Source organism: Aquimarina sp. 2-A2 (assembly GCF_045505135.1).
GTDB classification, from domain to species: Bacteria; Bacteroidota; Bacteroidia; order Flavobacteriales; family Flavobacteriaceae; genus Aquimarina; species Aquimarina intermedia.
In genome coordinates this window covers 367777-386403 of sequence record NZ_JBJKFI010000003.1, presented here as the reverse complement: position 1 = coordinate 386403, position 18627 = coordinate 367777, and the positions used below count along the sequence as shown (strand labels likewise).

At 35.9% G+C, this 18627-nt stretch carries 19 protein-coding genes; 9 read left to right on the top strand and 10 right to left on the bottom strand.

What is annotated here, in order from left to right:
* Positions 1-2 precede the first annotated feature (2 nt).
* Together ACJRPK_RS10130 and ACJRPK_RS10125 are read left to right on the top strand one after the other, a co-directional pair.
* Complete coding sequence (locus ACJRPK_RS10130) at positions 3-1130, top strand: metal ABC transporter permease (protein WP_407139792.1); 1128 nt, start codon at positions 3-5, stop codon at positions 1128-1130.
* Entirely contained in the window at positions 1127-2290 is a 1164-nt protein-coding gene (locus ACJRPK_RS10125; RefSeq protein WP_407139791.1) for a metal ABC transporter permease, read from the top strand. Before ACJRPK_RS10130 ends, ACJRPK_RS10125 begins: the two co-directional genes overlap by 4 nt.
* Before the next feature lie 81 nt (positions 2291-2371).
* Here the strand turns inward: ACJRPK_RS10125 and ACJRPK_RS10120 are convergent, their stop codons facing one another.
* Both ACJRPK_RS10120 and recR read right to left on the bottom strand, forming a co-directional pair.
* Positions 2372-3712, bottom strand: a complete 1341-nt coding sequence (locus tag ACJRPK_RS10120) for a dihydrolipoamide acetyltransferase family protein (protein WP_407139790.1) — start codon at positions 3710-3712, stop codon at positions 2372-2374.
* A 215-nt stretch (positions 3713-3927) separates the two neighbouring features.
* Positions 3928-4548: a recombination mediator RecR gene (gene recR / locus ACJRPK_RS10115; protein WP_407139789.1), complete on the bottom strand. Its 621-nt coding sequence runs from the start codon at positions 4546-4548 to the stop codon at positions 3928-3930.
* Positions 4549-4826: 278 nt separating this feature from the next.
* On the opposite strand from recR, the gene ACJRPK_RS10110 reads away from it, so the two are divergent.
* The 4 genes from ACJRPK_RS10110 (at position 4827) to secA (ending at position 9825) form a co-directional block, all read left to right on the top strand.
* A complete protein-coding gene (locus ACJRPK_RS10110) occupies positions 4827-5282 on the top strand; it encodes a GNAT family N-acetyltransferase (protein ID WP_407139788.1) in 456 nt (151 codons plus the stop codon).
* A 50-nt stretch (positions 5283-5332) separates the two neighbouring features.
* Positions 5333-5908, top strand: a complete 576-nt coding sequence (locus ACJRPK_RS10105; protein ID WP_407139787.1) for a cob(I)yrinic acid a,c-diamide adenosyltransferase — start codon at positions 5333-5335, stop codon at positions 5906-5908.
* Between the two features lie 133 nt (positions 5909-6041).
* On the top strand, positions 6042-6263 hold the full coding sequence (locus ACJRPK_RS10100) for a DUF2795 domain-containing protein (protein ID WP_006989959.1): 222 nt from the start codon (positions 6042-6044) through the stop codon (positions 6261-6263).
* Between the two features lie 208 nt (positions 6264-6471).
* A complete protein-coding gene (gene secA / locus ACJRPK_RS10095; protein ID WP_407139786.1) occupies positions 6472-9825 on the top strand; it encodes a preprotein translocase subunit SecA in 3354 nt (1117 codons plus the stop codon).
* A gap of 76 nt (positions 9826-9901) precedes the next feature.
* Here the strand turns inward: secA and ACJRPK_RS10090 are convergent, their stop codons facing one another.
* The 3 genes from ACJRPK_RS10090 to ACJRPK_RS10080 are packed head-to-tail and all read right to left on the bottom strand — an operon-like array spanning position 9902 to position 11595.
* Positions 9902-10594 carry a peptidoglycan DD-metalloendopeptidase family protein gene (locus tag ACJRPK_RS10090; protein WP_407139785.1) on the bottom strand — a complete coding sequence of 231 codons (693 nt, stop codon included), beginning with the start codon at positions 10592-10594 and terminating at the stop codon, positions 9902-9904.
* 4 nt (positions 10595-10598) lie between these two features.
* Entirely contained in the window at positions 10599-11021 is a 423-nt protein-coding gene (locus ACJRPK_RS10085) for a hypothetical protein (RefSeq protein ID WP_407139784.1), read from the bottom strand.
* Complete coding sequence (locus ACJRPK_RS10080) at positions 11005-11595, bottom strand: RNA polymerase sigma factor (protein WP_407139783.1); 591 nt, start codon at positions 11593-11595, stop codon at positions 11005-11007. Before ACJRPK_RS10080 ends, ACJRPK_RS10085 begins: the two co-directional genes overlap by 17 nt.
* A gap of 133 nt (positions 11596-11728) precedes the next feature.
* On the opposite strand from ACJRPK_RS10080, the gene ACJRPK_RS10075 reads away from it, so the two are divergent.
* Complete coding sequence (locus ACJRPK_RS10075; RefSeq protein WP_407139782.1) at positions 11729-12079, top strand: DUF6249 domain-containing protein; 351 nt, start codon at positions 11729-11731, stop codon at positions 12077-12079.
* A 73-nt stretch (positions 12080-12152) separates the two neighbouring features.
* On the opposite strand, the gene ACJRPK_RS10070 is transcribed toward ACJRPK_RS10075, so the two are convergent.
* The 4 genes from ACJRPK_RS10070 to ACJRPK_RS10055 all read right to left on the bottom strand — a co-directional run bounded on the left by ACJRPK_RS10070 (position 12153) and on the right by ACJRPK_RS10055 (position 15746).
* A complete protein-coding gene (locus tag ACJRPK_RS10070; RefSeq protein ID WP_407139781.1) occupies positions 12153-12782 on the bottom strand; it encodes a hypothetical protein in 630 nt (209 codons plus the stop codon).
* 496 nt (positions 12783-13278) lie between these two features.
* Positions 13279-14670 (bottom strand): hypothetical protein, encoded by a 1392-nt coding sequence (locus ACJRPK_RS10065; protein ID WP_407139780.1) that lies wholly within the window; start codon positions 14668-14670, stop codon positions 13279-13281.
* Positions 14663-15271: a hypothetical protein gene (locus tag ACJRPK_RS10060; protein ID WP_407139779.1), complete on the bottom strand. Its 609-nt coding sequence runs from the start codon at positions 15269-15271 to the stop codon at positions 14663-14665. The genes ACJRPK_RS10065 and ACJRPK_RS10060 overlap by 8 nt, the downstream gene beginning before the upstream one ends.
* Positions 15255-15746 carry an RNA polymerase sigma factor gene (locus tag ACJRPK_RS10055; RefSeq protein ID WP_148783573.1) on the bottom strand — a complete coding sequence of 164 codons (492 nt, stop codon included), beginning with the start codon at positions 15744-15746 and terminating at the stop codon, positions 15255-15257. Before ACJRPK_RS10055 ends, ACJRPK_RS10060 begins: the two co-directional genes overlap by 17 nt.
* A gap of 349 nt (positions 15747-16095) precedes the next feature.
* Here ACJRPK_RS10055 and ACJRPK_RS10050 point away from each other — a divergent pair, with 349 nt between their 5' ends.
* Both ACJRPK_RS10050 and ACJRPK_RS10045 read left to right on the top strand, forming a co-directional pair.
* Entirely contained in the window at positions 16096-16302 is a 207-nt protein-coding gene (locus ACJRPK_RS10050) for a hypothetical protein (RefSeq protein WP_407139778.1), read from the top strand.
* Between the two features lie 147 nt (positions 16303-16449).
* Entirely contained in the window at positions 16450-16959 is a 510-nt protein-coding gene (locus tag ACJRPK_RS10045) for a hypothetical protein (RefSeq protein ID WP_407139777.1), read from the top strand.
* On the opposite strand, the gene ACJRPK_RS10040 is transcribed toward ACJRPK_RS10045, so the two are convergent.
* On the bottom strand, positions 16949-18553 hold the full coding sequence (locus ACJRPK_RS10040; protein WP_407139776.1) for a phytoene desaturase family protein: 1605 nt from the start codon (positions 18551-18553) through the stop codon (positions 16949-16951). The two genes, ACJRPK_RS10045 and ACJRPK_RS10040, sit on opposite strands and share 11 nt — an antisense overlap.
* Positions 18554-18627: the final 74 nt, after the last annotated feature.

Genomic DNA, 18627 nt, shown 5'->3' with positions numbered 1-18627 from the left:
TCATGGATTTACTTGAATATATAGAACTTGTTTTTACAGATTACACTTTGCGCACCATTACCATGGGTACCGCAGTGCTTGGTGCCATATGTGGTATGTTAGGAAGTTTTGCTGTATTACGCAAGCAAAGTTTATTAGGAGATGCAATATCACATGCCGCTTTACCCGGTATTGCCATTGCTTTTTTAATTATCGAAACTAAGAGTAATTCTATCTTTCTTCTAGGCGCTCTTATCAGCGGATTGGTAGGTACGTTTTGGATTCGCGGTATTACCCGTAAAACGCATTTAAAATCTGATACCGCTTTAGGGCTAATTTTGTCATTATTTTTTGGCTTTGGGATGCTATTACTTACCTACATACAAAAAATACCGAACGCTCATCAAGCAGGGCTTGCAAATTATCTGTTTGGTCAAGCTGCTACCTTAATGGAGGCGGATGTTTGGCTGATGACTGTTGTAACAGGTATAAGCCTGATTGTATTGCTTTTATTCTGGAAAGAGTTAAAACTTTTATTATTTGACAGTGACTATACTAAGACACTAGGCTTTAATGTCCAGTTTTTAGATATTCTAATTACCTCTTTTATTGTTATAGCAATCGTATTGGGCTTGCAAACCGTAGGTGTCGTGTTAATGAGCGCAATGCTCCTTGCTCCGGCAGCAGCGGCAAGACAATGGACAAACAGTCTGGGAATTATGGTTATACTGGCAGCAATTATTGGCGCCTTTTCAGGGATTGTTGGTACAGCAATTAGCGCCAGTCAAAATAACTTATCTACCGGACCAGTAATTGTTTTAGTCGCAGCAACCTTTGTTCTATTTTCTTTTATTTTTTCTCCCAAACGCGGTTTACTGTTTCGTGAAATTCGATTTAGAAAAAACAGAAATGACTTAGAGTTACATAAGACTTTGTCTTTTATGTATAACATTGCTAAAACTCACAAAAATATTTCCCACCCCCATGCTATCAAAATCTTGAACAATTTCCAAGGCTTTTCCAAACGATCTCTAAAAGAGCTTGCCGATAAGGATTATATACAATTAAAACGAAATACGTGGTCTATGACAGAAGCCGGATTCAACACTGCTTCCAATCTGTATGATCAATTAACGAATCAGAATCAATGAGCACCGCACAAATAGAAATACAACTCATTGCTATCCTAGTCGCTATCGCATGCGCCCTCCCGGGGACGTTCCTGGTATTGCGTAAAATGGCTTTGATTACTGATGCCATAAGTCACTCTATCCTACCTGGTATTGTAGTGGGCTTTTTTATTACTCAGGATCTATCTTCTCCATTACTCATTTTTTTAGCAGCTCTTACCGGAGTACTAACGGTAGTTTTGGTAGAGTTTATTCAAAAAACGGGATTGGTTAAAGAAGATACTGCGATAGGACTCGTTTTTCCTGCTTTATTTAGTATAGGTGTTATTATGATTGCCAAAAACGCAAATGATGTCCACCTCGATATTGATGCTGTTCTTCTGGGAGAATTAGCATTTGCCCCGTTTGACCGTTTTATTTATAATGACCTTGATTTAGGACCTAAATCTCTTTGGGTAATCGGCGTAATACTCTTGGTCACCATCACCCTATTGATCACCTTTTTTAAAGAATTAAAATTAAGCACCTTTGATGCTGGTTTAGCTGCTGCGCTTGGTTTATCTCCTGTAGTACTACATTACGGTTTAATGACCGTAGCCTCCATCACTACCGTTGGTGCTTTTGATGCCGTGGGCGCAATTTTGGTAATTGCATTAATGATTGCTCCGGCAGCAACCGCCTATCTTTTGACCAATGATTTAAAAAAAATGTTGTTACTGGCAGCAACGTTTGGTGTTGTATGTGCACTTGTGGGATACTGGATAGCTCATTGGCTGGACATCTCTATTTCTGGAGCTATGACGACAACTTTGGGCCTTTTATTTTTATTGGTCTACTTATTTGCAAAGAACAAAGGCTTATTTTCTGTTCTCTATCGTCAAAAACGGCAACGTACAGAAGTATCGCTGCTCACATTTTTATTGCACCTTCAAAACCACAAAGATGATGCTACAGAAAGACATGTAAAACACCTAAATGAACATATTAACTGGCAAAAAGTACAATCCAAATCAGTTCTAAGACTTGCGCTACAAAACAATATGATTCAAATAAACAATGATATTATATCCTTAACGGAAAAAGGGGAGCATTTTACTGAAGAGGCCATAAACTATATTATGACCAATAAAAACGCCGAAATTGAAAATATGAAAAACCGATTTTTCTTGTTTAGAGGATAAGGGCATGATCCTATTATCAAAAGAAAAGCCACGAAATAGTATCTTTCGTGGCTTTTTTTTTACTCTAATATTTTTAGTTTCTTAAAACTCTCTATTTGCATCAAATGCTTCTAAATATTCTTTAACACGTAAAACAAATTGTCCTCCAAGAGCACCATTAACCACACGATGATCATAGGAGTGAGATAAGAACATTCTATATCTAATTCCAATAAAATCCCCTTCAGGAGTCTCAATAACAGCTGGTACTTTACGTATCGCACCCACAGCTAAAATCCCTACTTGTGGTTGATTAATAATTGGAGTCCCCATGACACTTCCAAAAGTCCCCACATTGGTTACCGTATAGGTGCCTCCTTGTATATCATCAGGTTTTAGATTGTTAGTTCTTGCACGATTTGCTAAATCGTTTACTGCCTTTGTCATACCAACTAGATTCAGTTGATCTGCATTTTTAATTACAGGAACAATCAGATTACCATCAGGCAGTGCAGCTGCCATCCCTAAATTAATATTTTTCTTTTTGATAATCGTATCCCCCGAAACAGATATATTCATCATCGGGAAATCTTTGAGTGCTTTAGCGATTGCCTCCATAAAGATAGGCGTGAACGTGATACTTTCTCCTTCTCGTTTCTGAAATTCATTCTTAACCTTCTTTCTCCAATTCCAGATATTGGTAACATCAGCTTCTATAAATGATTGTACGTGAGCAGAAGTCTGCACAGAATCAACCATATGGTGTGCGATAAGTTTACCCATTCGAGTCATCTCAATCACTTCATCCTCCCCCGAGGCAACCGGAGCTACTTTTGCAGAACTCGCCTTAGTCGGTTGTGGCGCTGTAGCAGCAGCCGAAGGTGTCGTTTTCTCTTTTTGAGCAGCAACAGTCTGCTTTCCGTCTTTCCTATTTTCTAAGTACCCCAAAACATCATGCTTTGTAACACGACCATCCTTACCGGTACCTGAAATACTTTCTAATTCTTCTAAAGAAATACCTTCAGTAGCTGCAATATTTTTTACTAACGGAGAGTAAAACTGATCACTATCAGTGTAATCATTTGATTCCTCATTATGCACTGCTGCAGTACTTTCTTCTACTTGCGATTCGATTGCTTTTGCAGTTTCGGGAGCTGCCTCAGATTTTTTACTATCTGTATCATCACTTGCACTGCCTTCTCCTTCAACCTCTATAATGGCTACTGTTTGTCCTACTTTTACGACATCATCAATATCAAACAGTTTTTCGACTAGTACGCCTTCGACTTCACTTGGCACTTCACTATCCACTTTGTCGGTTGCTATCTCCAACACCGCATCATCCATCTCGATAGTATCCCCTACTTCTTTTAACCAAGTTGTAATTGTTGCCTCAGCAACACTCTCACCCATTTTAGGTAATTTCAGCTCAAATTTTGCCATATTCTTAATCGAAAGTATTTATAGGTTATATTTTTTGCGAATTTAGTTAAAAATAAGCTTAATAGTTATTTTTTCTGTACTAAAATTTCTATAAAATGCGATTTCCGCACTCCGCCAAAACTCCTTTAACCGGAAAAATAGTATTCAGATCATATTAAAAATAGTCTTAAGCCTATATACTCTTGCAAATATACTAATACTGAAGTATTTTATTCTTAAGAACTTTTTAAAGCTTGTTCTAGCGGAATTCTATTTATAATACTTCTGCCAAGAGTCACTTCATCAGCATACTCAAGTTCATCATTTACTCCAATACCACGTGCGATGGTTGAAGTTCGTATAGTAACTTCTTTTAGCAATTTATATATGTAAAAATTGGTAGTATCACCTTCCATCGTAGCGCTTAATGCAAAAATAAGTTCGGATACTTCTCCTGACTTAGCTCTCTCAACTAAGGAAGCAATAGCCAGATCATGAGGACCCACTCCATCTAACGGACTTATTTTTCCGCCTAATACGTGATATAACCCTCTATATTGACTGGTACTTTCAATGGCCATCACGTCACGAATATCCTCTACTACACATATAGTATCCTGAACTCTATTAGGATTCGCACAAATATGGCATATTTCTAAATCACTGATGCTGTGACATTTTTCACAAAATTTAATATCCTTACGCAGCGTAGTAAGTGCGCCTGCCAAATTTATAGTCTGTGATTCTGGTTGTCTCAATAAATGTAACACTAATCGCAATGCAGTTCGTTTACCAATACCCGGCAGCTGAGACATCTCATACACTGCATTCTCTAAAAGTTTTGAAGAAAATTCCATAGCCCTGCAAATTTAATATTTTTAATCTGAGTCCGCACGAATTATTAAAGGATATCACAGGTAAATCCTGTAAGAAAAGTTTGTTTTTAGTATTTTTACAGCTTAAACTTTAATTCCATGTTTTCATCACTTTCAGAAGAAACACAACTTGTATTAGCCATCATAGCCATTGCGTTGTTATTTGGTTTGGTAGTGTGGAACTCAAAAAAGAATAAAAGCAAACTCTATCACAGGGATCAACGAAACTTTAGAAAAAACTATTACAAAAAAAAGAAAAAGTGATCACACTACGCAGGGTTCCCAACACCGACAAGAATTTTATAGCACTAGTTCAAGCTCTAGACAAGGATTTAGCCATTCGTGATGGAGAAGACCATGATTTTTACAATCAGTTTAATGGCCTAGAGAATATTCATCATTGTGTGGTAGCTTACAATAATGAGGATAAGGCCGTAGGGTGCGGAGCTTTTAAGGAATACAATAAACAGGAAACGGAAATCAAACGTATGTACGTCCTGCCTGAAACCAGAGGTCAAGGAATCGCACTTATCATATTAAATCAGCTAGAGAATTGGTCTAAATCGTTAGGGTATACACAATGCATTTTAGAAACAGGTATACAACAACCCGAAGCAATCGCACTATACAAAAAAGCCGGCTACTCAATTACTGACAACTATGGTCAATACACAGGAGTCACTAATAGTATTTGCTTTGCTAAAAAATTAAAATAAATGCTATTGTTCTGTAAAGTATACCCACTCAATAAAACACTCAAACTATCATGAAAATTTACACAAAGACTGGTGACAAAGGTACCACGGCTTTATTTGGCGGAACCAGAGTTCCTAAACATCATATAAGAATTGACAGCTACGGCACCGTTGACGAACTCAATTCACACATAGGCCTTATACGCGATCAAGATATTGATTCGAAGTACAAATCAGATCTTATTAAAATACAGGATCGGTTGTTTACTATTGGCGCTATCTTGGCGACAGATCCTGAAAAAGCGATCCTTAAGAGTGGAAAAAAAAGGTTAGCTATTCCAACAATATCGGTTGAGGATATTACATTTTTGGAAGAACAAATCGATCAAATGAATGAAGCACTGCCCCCAATGACCCATTTTGTTTTACCAGGTGGACATACAACAGTGTCATTTTGTCACATCGCTCGTTGCGTATGTCGCCGAGCAGAGCGATTGAGCACTGCTTTGTTTGAGCTAGAGCCTTTTGAAGAAAACGCACTCCCTTATCTCAATAGACTTTCTGACTATCTTTTTGTGCTGGCACGAAAATTGTCATTTGATTTGAAAGCAGAAGAAATAAAGTGGGTTCCTAGTAAGGAAAACTAGAAAGTCCGTAAAATTTAACGATAAGATTCGCTCTTAAAAATACGTTCTTAAAATTATTGTGTAAATAATTGATTTTTTACTTGACTTTTTAAACTAAAAAATTATTTTTGCAAAAATTAAAACCAGTAAAAATATGTATTGGACATTAGAACTAGCATCGTATTTAAGTGATGCTCCCTGGCCGGCTACAAAAGATGAATTGATTGATTATGCAATTCGAACTGGAGCACCGTTAGAGGTTGTTGAAAATTTACAATCAATTGAAGATGAAGGAGATTCCTATGATTCTATAGAAGAAATATGGCCAGATTATCCCACGGACGAAGATTATCTTTGGAACGAAGATGAATATTAAAAAACTTTGAAATAGTGCTAAAAGTCTCGCAAGAGGCTTTTTTTTTGCGTAAATTACGCCCTATAAAACCTATTCTTTTTAGATAACTTCTTAACTGTGTGTTGTCTAAAAAAATAACTGATTGCTTTCCTTAAAAAAGAGAGCCGAACATAAAATCCAGTATGACGCATGTTTTACTGTGATACACTTAAAATATATAACCATAATTATGGGAATTTTAGATTCTGTACTTAAAGTATTTGTTGGAGATAAATCCAAAAAGGACATAAAAGAAATTCAGCCAAAAGTTGAATTAATCAAAAAGGCTGAAAAAGAGATTGAAGGACTTACAAATGATGAACTTAGAGCACGCACTCAAGCGTTCAAAGTTCAAATTAACGATGCGCGATCCGAAGTACATCTTAAAATCGAAAATCTGGTTAAGGAAGCCAACGATATCGAAGATATTGACCGCAAAGAAGATATCTATAATGAAATTGATAAGCTGAAAGATGAAGCTTATGAAATAACAGAGCAAACACTTGCTGATATATTACCTCAAGCTTTTGCAGTCGTTAAAGAAACAGCTAAACGCTTTACTAAAGAAAATACACTAACGGTAACAGCATCAGCGTATGATCGAGAACTGTCCGGTCAAAAAACATATGTCAATCTTGATGGTGATAATGCCGTTTGGGAAACCAGTTGGGATGCAGCCGGAAAAGAGGTTACATGGGACATGATTCATTATGATGTTCAGCTGATTGGTGGTATTGCTATGCACCAAGGAAACGTTGCAGAGATGCAAACAGGAGAAGGTAAAACATTAGTGGCTACGCTTCCTGTGTATTTAAATGCGCTGACCGGTAATGGTGTTCACCTGGTAACAGTAAATGATTACTTGGCAAGACGAGATAGTGAATGGATGGCACCAATTTTTCAGTTTCATGGACTCACTATTGATTGTATAGACAATCACCGTCCAAACTCTGCAGAACGACGTGCAGCCTACAACGCTGATATTACTTATGGTACTAATAATGAATTTGGTTTTGATTATCTGCGTGATAATATGTCACACTCACCAGATGATCTAGTACAACGTCCTCATAATTATGCGATTATTGATGAGGTGGATTCGGTTTTAATTGATGATGCCCGAACGCCATTGATTATTTCGGGACCTATTCCAAAAGGTGATGTACATGAATTTGACGCCTTAAAACCAAAAATTGCAGATGTTGTTGCGGTACAACAAAAGTTGTTAACTACTGTATTGGCAGAAGCTAAAAAACTGATCAAAGAAGGAAACACCAAAGACGGTGGATTTAAACTGCTTCAGGTGTATCGTGGTATTCCTAAAAATAAAGCACTGATTAAGTTTTTAAGTGAAGAAGGTATAAAATTACTACTTCAGAAGACTGAGAACTTCTACATGCAGGATAACAATAGAGAAATGCATAAAATTGATGCAGACCTCTATTACGTTATCGAAGAAAAAAATAATCAAATTGATCTTACCGACAAAGGGGTGGATTATTTATCAGGAGCAGATGATCCTGACTTTTTTGTACTTCCGCAAATCGGAATGGAAATAGCAAAAATTGAAAATAAAAACTTATCTAAAGAAGAGGAAGCTGAACAAAAGGAAGAACTTTTTAGAGACTATAGTATCAAAAGTGAACGTATCCACACCTTACGTCAATTATTAAAGGCATATTCACTTTTTGAAAAAGATGTGGAGTATGTGGTGATGGATAACAAAGTTAAAATCGTTGATGAGCAAACGGGTCGTATTATGGATGGACGTCGTTATAGTGATGGTTTACATCAGGCGATTGAAGCTAAAGAAAATGTCAAAATTGAAGATGCCACACAAACCTTTGCTACGGTAACACTTCAGAATTACTTTAGAATGTACCGTAAGTTATCCGGTATGACAGGTACAGCAGTTACTGAAGCTGGAGAATTATGGGAAATCTACAAATTAGATGTGGTTGAGATTCCTACGAATCGTCCGATTGCCAGAAAGGATAAAGAAGACTTAGTTTACAAAACAAAGCGTGAAAAATACAATGCCGTTATTGAAGAGGTTACTGAACTTTCTCGTGCCGGCAGACCTGTGCTGATTGGTACAACTTCTGTTGAAATTTCAGAACTTTTAGGTCGAATGCTTACCATACGAAAAGTACCGCATAATGTCCTGAATGCAAAGTTGCATAAAAAAGAAGCTGATATTGTAGCCGAAGCCGGAAATCCGGGTGTTGTAACCATTGCAACAAATATGGCTGGTCGTGGAACAGATATAAAATTAACCGATGAAGTTAAAAAAGCTGGCGGTCTAGCCATTATCGGTACCGAACGTCACGATTCTCGTCGTGTTGACAGACAGTTACGTGGTCGTGCTGGTCGTCAGGGAGATCCAGGTAGCTCTCAATTTTATGTATCCTTAGAGGATAACTTAATGCGATTATTCGGATCTGAGCGTATTGCCAAAATGATGGATAGAATGGGACTCAAAGAAGGTGAAGTTATTCAGCACTCTATGATCTCGAAATCTATCGAACGCGCACAGAAAAAAGTAGAAGAAAATAATTTTGGGGTACGTAAGCGTCTGTTAGAATATGATGATGTGATGAATGCTCAGCGTGAAGTGGTCTACAAGAGACGTTATCACGCACTTTACGGGGAACGTCTTAAGTTGGATATCGCCAATATGATATACGATACCGCAGAGGTAATTACCGAAGGAAATAAGGCTGCACAAGACTTTAAAAATTTCGAATTTGAATTGATTCGTTATTTCTCAATGAGTAGTCCGGTGTCTGAAGCTGAATTTGAAAAGAAAGATGCTCAAAAAATTGCCGGCGAAGTTTATAAAGCTGCTTATTCACATTATCAAGATAAGATGATGCGTAATGCAGAAGCTGCTTTCCCGGTGATCAAGCAGGTATATGAGGACCAATCTAATAATTATGAGCGTATTCTTGTTCCTTTTACAGATGGAGTAAAAAGTTTGAATGTAGCGACAAACCTTCAAAAAGCTTATGAGAGTGAAGGAAAGCAGTTAATCACAGACTTCGAGAAAAATATCACTTTAGCCATTATTGATGACGCATGGAAAACACATCTGCGTAAAATGGATGAGCTAAAACAAAGTGTGCAATTAGCGGTGCATGAACAAAAAGATCCTTTGCTTATATACAAGTTCGAAGCTTTTGAATTATTCAAGGCCATGATTGAGGAAGTTAATAAGGATGTTATATCATTTTTATTTAAAGGTGAATTACCTACAGGTAACACTCAAGATATTTCTGAAGCGAAGCAGGTACGCAGAAAAGAAAGACTAGAAACCAGTAAAGAAGAGATTCCTAATCTTGATGAGCGTGCTTCACAGGGCCGATCGGCCGGACAAACTCAACAGCAACAGGTTACAGAAACTATCGTTAGAGAACAACCTAAAATTGGACGTAATGATAAGGTAACTATAAAACATGTTATGAGTGGAGAGAATAAATCCATGAAGTTTAAACAAGCGATCCCACTACTTCAAAAAGGAGAATGGGTGATTGTAGAGGATTAATACATAATATACAATAATAAAAAGCGGATGATATTAATGAAATATCATCCGCTTTTTTAATTAATAAGAGCAGGTCTTATGTGATTTTTAAAAGCAAATTTGGATCCGGACAGTTCTTTATAAATTTTTGAACTTGCAGCGTGTTCGATACCCCGGGATAATCGCCTTCATTACCTTCCAAATCTTTTATAATCTGAAAATGTAAATGAGGAGCATAGGTTCCATTTACAGACGAATCCCCTAGTCGTGCAAATACTTCTCCTTTTCCTATCATTTGTCCTTTATGGATGTTCTCTAAAGAATCTAAGCTCAAATGACCATAGAGCGTATAGAATGTAATTTCGTCTATACTATGTTCTAGAATAATAGTAGGGCCGTAATCTCCAAAATTTGTGTTATTTTTAAAACTGTGCACTCTTCCGTTTAGCGGTGCTACTATTTCCGCTCCTGCTGCACACCAAATGTCTAAGCCCAAATGTATATTTCTTTCTAAATCTTGATTTTCTTGGTTAAAATATGTACTACGCTTGTATAAATCCCTCTTTTCAAGATACCCGCCATACGCCATCGTACTGCCCTTAGAATTTAAAAAAGTATTGATGTAATTCTCAAAAGCCTCTGGTGATGTGATATCTACTTCTAGTAGCGTTGAGTTTGATGGAGATAAATCTATAGGCGAATAACGCTCTTTATTCTGAGGATCAATGACGACTGGTGTAAATGTATCTGTAACATCTTCTATAAATTTTTTAAAAAAATTGGTGTCCATATTTTTATTTTAAACTTGTATTCGCAGTAAATTCTCTATCAAATCTACGCTTTAGCACGGGTACTTGAATAATAAAATATAAAATTAGGAAAGAAATACTATATACAGTCGTTTGATAAGGAACAAAATCCGGCAATGAAAACGAAAACATCATATTCTTAATCTTAGACATTGATATGAAGTTGATAGTAGTTTCATTGGAGCCAACTTCTGTAATTATTGCAACCAGTAGTATGAAAAAAGTAATCACCCCAATTGCAATCCATTTCCTAACCGTCAACAAGGGTGTATAAGGCTGTATTTCATTAGTTTTTAAAGCCTCCTCTTTTCTAACGCTATCCATTACCTGGATTAAAAAATTTGGTGAAACCTGGGATAATCCCGCTTCTTTGGCGAGCGTCTCTAAATCATCAAATGGCTCTTTCATTGGGTATACGGTTTTCAGAAACATGATAAGATTTTAGCAAAGTATATAACTTCTTTCTGCTTCTATGTAACTTAACTTTTATATTTGACGGACTCATTCCGGTAATGCTACTTATTTCTTTTATATCTTTTTCTTTAAAGTAATATAAAGTTATTAGCGAGGCTTCCATTTCAGAAAGTTTCAAAATTGCATTTTTTATAATCTCTTTTCGCTCTTTATCTTCCAATAACTGAAATGCGTTTTTTACATCTTCTATTATATGAGCTGTCAGATCGCTATCTATATCCACTGGTGTAGCTTGCCGTTTCTTAGCCTTAAGATAATCTAAACTTTTGCGATAGGCTATGGTGTATAGCCAGGATGAAAACTTCGATTTACCTTCAAAACCCGCTAATGATGAATATGCTTTGATAAATGTATCTTGAGCTATCTCTTCTGCTATTTCACGATTTCTGACCATTCTAAAAACCAATGTATAAATCAAATTTTGATACCTCTCAATAAGTATTGCGTAAGCATCTATATCGCCTGCTAAAATAGCGTCTATATGATATTGATCTGACTGATGGTCCATTACTAATAAGACGTCAACAAATTTATCTGGTTACAACATAAGTATAAATAATTTTTATTCCCATAAGTGTAACCTACGCTATCTCTTGAGCGTCCTAGAAATAAAAAGAACATTCACTTTTAAACTTTTGATTATGCAATTTTCAGAACTTTTAATACCCTTATCATTTTTTGCATTAGTTTTTGGCATCTACTATTTATTTATTTCTGCCAGAAACAGAGAACGTATGGCTTTGATAGATAAAGGTGCCGATGCCTCAATTTTTTATAGTAGTAAGGTTACCAGAGTTACCCCTATTTGGAAAGTACTTTTACTAAACCTCTCCCTTTTATCAATGGGTATTGGTATCGGTATATTTATAGCAGGTATTTTAAGTAGTATTTTAGGAGTAGCAGATGAAATTGCCTATCCAGGTACAATTTTCTTAATGGCAGGAATTGGATTGTTTGCAGGCTTTACTATGACAAAAAACTTGGAGCGTTAAAACGCTTTAAACCTTTAAAACAAAAAAAACCGACTAAGAAGTCGGTTTTTTTGTAATCTTTAATCTGTATTTTTTAGAAACTACCATCTGCATATTCTTCTTCGGTTTCATCAACCTTTTCAATAATTACCGCCAATCCCCTATTATTTTCCAACAAATATCTACCTGCAGGTAAAAGGCCTAAATCAATTTTAGGAGTAGTTTTAGAAAGAATATGAACTATGTTTTTTACTTCAAATAATTTAATTTTATCACCATCTTCAAAATCAAGCACTGTCACGATATCCCCTTCCTGATTAATTTCTAACATATTTTTATTAGCCAAAAGAGCACTGTATTCATCTTCAAATGTTGCTACCTCAGCTACATTGGCATTATCAACTGCAACAAAGTCATTAGTTAAATAATCTTCAATCGCTAACTCACCATCGGTACGCTCCACTACTACAGATAATCCTTCATTGTTTTCTACTAAGTATCTTCCTACCGGTAAAAAGCTTAAATCTATTTGACCTCTGGTTTTGGACAAGATGTGTTCTCCTGTTTCAACTTCAAATAATTTTATTTTATCTCCTTCTTCAAAATTGACCACATTGATGATCATTCCATCTTTTTCAATTTGAAGAACTTTTTCTCCATCGCTGTTGGCAACGATATTTTGAGTGAATAAAATTAAGCTTAATAAGAGTAGTGTTGTTTTCATAATGTTAGCCCTAAAATACGTAAGTCTGATACGTGATTACCTTACAATAGTAATTCTAATATTTTAAAAAAGAAAAGTATCTATTTGTTTTTAGATCAACTGTTTACGATTTTCGATCAACTACACAAAATTGGCTAAATATTAAGAATTAAAACGATAATTTACTATTAATCAGTATTTTATAATATTTTAAAATGTTAAAAAATGGATTAAAAACACATTACCACAGACGAAACACGCTTTTTCCCCCATATTCTTACAGTAAAATCTTTGTGAAAATTGACATATATCTTTTTAAAAGTCAGTGCTTTCTTATTAAAAACTTAAATCATTTACACTAAATCAAAGTGATAATATGCTGCGTAAACTACAACCGATTATCTAAATTTTAAGAGATATACAGATACATTTTTTATAATAATACTGAAGTCCGAAACTAAAAAATGCTGCAACCTTTCTATAGTTACAGCATCTTCTTATATATTTTACACTAAACTTATTGAAAAATTACATCGCTATATTTTGCATTGATAGTAATTGTCTTTTCAGTATCACGGGTATTTTGAAAGCCATTGATAAAGATATTGCCAAAGTTTTTCCTAACGTTGGTCTCTAAGGTTTTGGGTATAGAGATTCTGCTTTGCACTCCGTTATATGTAAAATTAAACGCTGCGGCAGGTAATTTTACTTTAAAATCACTATTCTCCACAACCAGATCCAAAGTTGAAAATTTATCCCCCAATGAAGCTATAGTAATCGCACCAAAATTCCCGGCGATTGCCCCGTGCGTTTCTAGTTCCTCTATATATATATTACTGGAATCAGCATTTACCCAAAGATCATTAGCATTCTGTATTCTGCAGTTCTTAACATAACTAATCGCTAATTTACCCTGCTCCCACCGATGTACTAATATTGGAGAGTACGCTGCTTGAATAAACGTGTTCTGCCCATCTATGGTGTGTGCACTAAGCTGAGAATGCGATAAAAGTATGCGTGCATCGGTAGCCCCATCACCTAAATCTAATGCTCCATGTCTAACCTTGAGCTTTAGTCGTGCTTGTGCTGGAATCTTGATTTTGACAATTTTCTGAACTCCGTTTGAGTTTTTAGTAGTTGAAGGATATTTTTGATATACAGTAATGCTTGACTGAACTCTTACATTATTAATATCATTGGTAAATTGAGAGGCCCATTGTGCCATTTGCCTACCAAATTGTTCCTGCCAATACTGCAATTGCTGTTCTGAAGGGTTTCCATTAACTGTAATTTGGGTTTGAATATGCGGAACATTGACTTTGTTTTCCTTCAGTTGCAGAACTAAGGATTTCATTTGATTTTTGTAATCATCCCCAAACTTTTCCTGAATTTGACTTTCCCATTGTTTGATATAGCGCTCTTCATTCTGTTTATATTTCGAATAATCAAAGTTCATGCTGGCCAAATTAGTTGCCAAGGCATTCGGCATAGGATTATTCTCAATGTTTTGTAACACCGGTTTCAAGATATCACTAATAGCCGGATTAAGCTGTTGTAACTCCTTAACAGGAAGTTTACCGCTTTTTGTAATTGAAGAGACACTATTTGACCAAGAAGCCGACGTCAATGAATTAATTGTAATTTCATTAGCGTCTCCAACTGCCGTCATTTCCCAGCTATCCAGTAATCGTTGCTTATCATCCTCTGATATTTGTTCCCCTTGCACATAAGCACTTACTTCTACAGTATTCTTATTCCAAGGTTCAAAAATCACCTGAGTATAGCTTGCGTTCAAATTAACCACAACTTCCTTGTTTGTAGAAAACTTTTCTGTAAGCCGCACCACTTTATCCTGACTAAATCCGGATATGCTAGCTGTGCAAAATAAAAAGAGTGTAGATTTAAGCATGTATCTCGTTGTATTGTCCATCATCATCAATAGTCTCCAATTCTTTAAGTTTATCTTTAAGTCGTTTTAGCAGATCCAAGCGTAGGGTTAAATTTTCAATCATCGCTTCAACACTTTGCATATTTCCTACGGTTACCAGTTCATCATTGAGGCGTTGGTACTCTGCATCCAGATTGCTTAATCGCATCATAAAACTTTCTATCAGTTCTTTATTGGTATCATTTTTTTCAATCTGCGAAAGTTCAAACTTTATACTCGTCAACAAATAATTTTCAACTTTCTCATATTCAGGCGATATTTTGGCTAAAGGGGAGGCCTCCTTGCTTAAAACTACTGTGGCGTTCTTGGTGATTTGATCATCCAAGGATACAATTTCATTGGTGTCTTTGTCTGACTGAAAAGGTTGATAGACGAATATTGACACAGATAATAGAATAGCAATACTTGCCGCAACATTAATCCATGTATAATACGTTCTTTTTGATTTTTTCGGAAGATTATTATCCAGGCGTTCCAAAAATCGTTTTTCATGTCCCGCACGCAAGGGCTCCAACGGCAGCTTACTATCCTGCTTCAGTAGTTCTCTAATATCCTGTGCCATCTCTCAAATGTTTTAATTTATCCTGAAGTTGTTTTTTACCTCTGTGCACCAATGTTCTCGAAGACACCGGTGTAATATCTAAAATTTCACTTATTTCATTATGGTCGTAACCTTCAATAAGAAAAAGCATTACTGCATATCTATATTTTTCCGGCAACTCTTCTATAGCTTTTCTTACTTCATCAACGGTCACAGAATCTTCTACGGACCAGTCATTCTGATCTTCTACCGTAGCCATCACCTGCTCATTAATAGCCACCATATTCATTTTCTTGGCCTTGAGCATATCAATACTTTTATTAATCACGATACGCTTCAGCCAAGCGCCAAAAGTTACATCCCCGGTAAACTGATGCAACTTTGCAAATGCTTTGATAAAAGACTCTTGCATAGCTTCTTCAGCTTCAAACGGATCTTTAAGAAACCGCAGCGCAACGTAGTACATACCGGTGCTGTACTTATTGTAAAGTTTCATTTGAGCCTTTCGATCATTGGCCCGGCATAACTCTATTAGGTTATTTTTTAACAAGACTATTTCAACTTTTGGTTAGTGGTCATCCTTACAGATGGTTGTTACGCTTATTCCTTTAAAAGGACGACAAACAGTTCTCTGTGTTGCAAAGGTCCACAATAATTTTTTTAAACTTCTTTTAAATAGCTATCAAATTCTATTCCCAAGAATTTATAAAGAAAAAAAATGATTCTCAACCCCTTAATAATTAATAATATAGCATTCTTTACGGTGAATTCTATCTTTTTTTTACAAAAAACTAAAACCATATGTTGCTTAACTGCGTACATATATAAAAGATAAAAAATACACTATGCAAGATAAATTAACTAGTTCAAAAAAGAGGGTAACCCTATTATCTCAAGTCGTTCTGGAGTCAGAACAGATGATTGAAAAAATTGATTCATTAATTTCCTCGGCGTATACTCCAGAGTATGTCTATACAGATCTCACAAGAGAACGTACATTATTGGCTATTGAAACTATGAAAATCAAGAATAGAATAGCGTTATCGAACTAAGCTCTAGCTACCAGTGATACACGTACAGATTTCCTTAACAATACTTTATAAGTTACTGTGAATTTTATACTAAAAAATATGTATTTAACTTGAGATTAAGAAGGTCGCATTTTCTCTGCTTTTATATTGCAGTAAATATTAGGGCTTATGATTTACGATTATTCTTATTTGGATGTACTTATTACTGAAAGTGATGTCGCTACATTACATTATATAGAGGCTAGCGAAAGTGTATCAAATGTAATTATCAAAAAGTTTCTAAAATCACAGAGTAACAAACGCAGTGGTTTTAGCAACCAGCTGAAAAATTCTTTAGAGCGTTTAGGATACAACTACTCTTTTCCAAAGGAATTAATGAATCCCTTAGGTTTTTTGCAAGAACTTAAAAGTATTTTTATAAAGAAAGACGCCGATTATTATTTGAATCAATGCATCGCTCAGGATAAAAAAATTATTGAGCTCGCAGAACGCATGGTTGATAAAGCCGTACTGCCATCTGATCTAATTAAACTTATTGCTATTACCAGATCACAATTGATTGATGCCATAGGACAAGCGGTTATGTTGAAAAACACGATTAATAGCGATTCAGAAAATCCTAATATATTATTTGAGAGTACATACAATTATATAAAACCTTTTAAGGCTAGCTCTTAGTGAACTTGCTTGTAATCTCTTTGAACTGACGAGACATATTCCATTTGATTATGGTGATTGCTGTTAAAATTCCGCTGGACATTGCGCCACCAACTCCAACTAAGGTTATATCCTGACCAGTGAGGTATAATCCTTTAATTTTTGTTCTAGGGGTAAGCTCTCTTTGAGTAAAACGCTCTGGGGCATGGGTGACTCCGTAAATCTCGCCTTCCTGATATCCACTAAATTTTTTTGTACTTAAGGGTGATGAAACCTCGGTATATTCTATAGCATCCTCAAGGTGCGGGTACAATTGCAGTAAAATTTTAAGTGCAGCAATTTCAAAGTCTTTTTTGAGGGTAGCATACTTATCCCCTCTATGCATCCATTCGGTATCCTCAAACTCTTTAAAATTTTCAAATTCAGTTTTACCGATAATTTGTATAGTTGATGTATTAGGATGCTTCTTAGCCCAGCCGCTATCTTTGGATGACGGAAAGGAAATATATGCGAACGGTAGCTCGTTCTTTTTGAAGCTATGTTTCTCTAAATTCTCATCTAAATCGTGACTTTTGTGCCACCAGACATTATATTTTGGCAATGCTAACTCTTCATCACTTTTATTGAGTCCGATATATAAGCAGAAATGCGCTGTAGATCTATGAAGTTTTGTATTACCACTCTTTAAATTGACCGCATGCTTCCCTTTCAATAACTTTTGAAAAGTATTATGTGCTCCGGCATTACTAATTACATTTTTACAAGCGTATACACGACCATTTATTGATATTCCTGAAACCTTATTCTTTTCAGTTACTATGTGATCTACGCGGGCTTTGATAAAAACCTCAGCATTAAGTTCGTCAAGATGTTGTAGGATTGTTTGCGGTATCGCATCGGCTCCACCTCGTGGATAATACCCTCCTTCCATAAAATGATTGACAACAATCGCATGTGCCGCAAAACTACTTTGTTTCGGCGGTAAACCGTAATTTCCACATTGTGCTGTTAAGGCTGCTATTAGCTCCTTATTATCTGTAAATGATCGCAAAACCTCATACGTAGTTCTCTTTGCAATTGGTGCATGAAAACTTCTTAAAACCGGACCAATTATAGTACGTAAGGGTGAGGGAAGCGCTTTTTGAACATAGAATAAAAAGCTTTTCAATGTTGAGCTTTTAAGCTTTTTCAGATATGTGTCTATTGCATCTTTATCTTCAGGAAAATATTTATAGAATTTGTTTCTAAAGTTTTCTATTCCTGCGACATATTCATAACGTTTATCTCCGATATAGGCGACATCGTAAGGATCTCCCATAGCGTCCCACTCCAACCGATTGTTAGACAAATAATTAAATATCCCGCGCAATTTAGACTTTTCGTCCATATTACCGACGTAATGTACGCCCACATCCCATACAAAACCGTCTCTTCGTTTAAAGGTATGAGTGAACCCGCCCGGTGTATAATGTTGTTCTAAAATCACAACCTTCTTTCCGGCTTTGGCTAAAAAAACTGCTGTGGTCAATCCGCCAATACCGGATCCCACAATAATATAAGTATCTTTATGAAATGAAATATCCGGAGTAAATTTTTTGAAGTATTTTTCAGCCATATAGGTTTTGCATTGGGCTAAAAGTACATAAATTATATCACGCACTCTGACAAAAAGTTTCTTCACCTCCTAAT

Bases quoted from the DNA above. Each gene is read 5' to 3' on its own strand.
- ACJRPK_RS10050 (WP_407139778.1), top strand. From the start codon at position 16,096: ATGCAAGATAAATTAACTAGTTCAAAAAAGAGGGTAACCCTATTATCT.
- ACJRPK_RS10060 (WP_407139779.1), bottom strand. From the start codon at position 15,271: ATGGCACAGGATATTAGAGAACTACTGAAGCAGGATAGTAAGCTGCCG.
- ACJRPK_RS10040 (WP_407139776.1), bottom strand. From the start codon at position 18,553: ATGGCTGAAAAATACTTCAAAAAATTTACTCCGGATATTTCATTTCAT.
- ACJRPK_RS10045 (WP_407139777.1), top strand. From the start codon at position 16,450: ATGATTTACGATTATTCTTATTTGGATGTACTTATTACTGAAAGTGAT.
- recR (WP_407139789.1), bottom strand. From the start codon at position 4,548: ATGGAATTTTCTTCAAAACTTTTAGAGAATGCAGTGTATGAGATGTCT.
- ACJRPK_RS10130 (WP_407139792.1), top strand. From the start codon at position 3: ATGGATTTACTTGAATATATAGAACTTGTTTTTACAGATTACACTTTG.
- ACJRPK_RS10100 (WP_006989959.1), top strand. From the start codon at position 6,042: ATGTATTGGACATTAGAACTAGCATCGTATTTAAGTGATGCTCCCTGG.
- secA (WP_407139786.1), top strand. From the start codon at position 6,472: ATGGGAATTTTAGATTCTGTACTTAAAGTATTTGTTGGAGATAAATCC.
- ACJRPK_RS10105 (WP_407139787.1), top strand. From the start codon at position 5,333: ATGAAAATTTACACAAAGACTGGTGACAAAGGTACCACGGCTTTATTT.
- ACJRPK_RS10080 (WP_407139783.1), bottom strand. From the start codon at position 11,595: ATGGACCATCAGTCAGATCAATATCATATAGACGCTATTTTAGCAGGC.
- ACJRPK_RS10065 (WP_407139780.1), bottom strand. From the start codon at position 14,670: ATGCTTAAATCTACACTCTTTTTATTTTGCACAGCTAGCATATCCGGA.
- ACJRPK_RS10070 (WP_407139781.1), bottom strand. From the start codon at position 12,782: ATGAAAACAACACTACTCTTATTAAGCTTAATTTTATTCACTCAAAAT.
- ACJRPK_RS10125 (WP_407139791.1), top strand. From the start codon at position 1,127: ATGAGCACCGCACAAATAGAAATACAACTCATTGCTATCCTAGTCGCT.
- ACJRPK_RS10075 (WP_407139782.1), top strand. From the start codon at position 11,729: ATGCAATTTTCAGAACTTTTAATACCCTTATCATTTTTTGCATTAGTT.
- ACJRPK_RS10120 (WP_407139790.1), bottom strand. From the start codon at position 3,712: ATGGCAAAATTTGAGCTGAAATTACCTAAAATGGGTGAGAGTGTTGCT.
- ACJRPK_RS10085 (WP_407139784.1), bottom strand. From the start codon at position 11,021: ATGAAAGAGCCATTTGATGATTTAGAGACGCTCGCCAAAGAAGCGGGA.
- ACJRPK_RS10055 (WP_148783573.1), bottom strand. From the start codon at position 15,746: ATGAAACTTTACAATAAGTACAGCACCGGTATGTACTACGTTGCGCTG.
- ACJRPK_RS10090 (WP_407139785.1), bottom strand. From the start codon at position 10,594: ATGGACACCAATTTTTTTAAAAAATTTATAGAAGATGTTACAGATACA.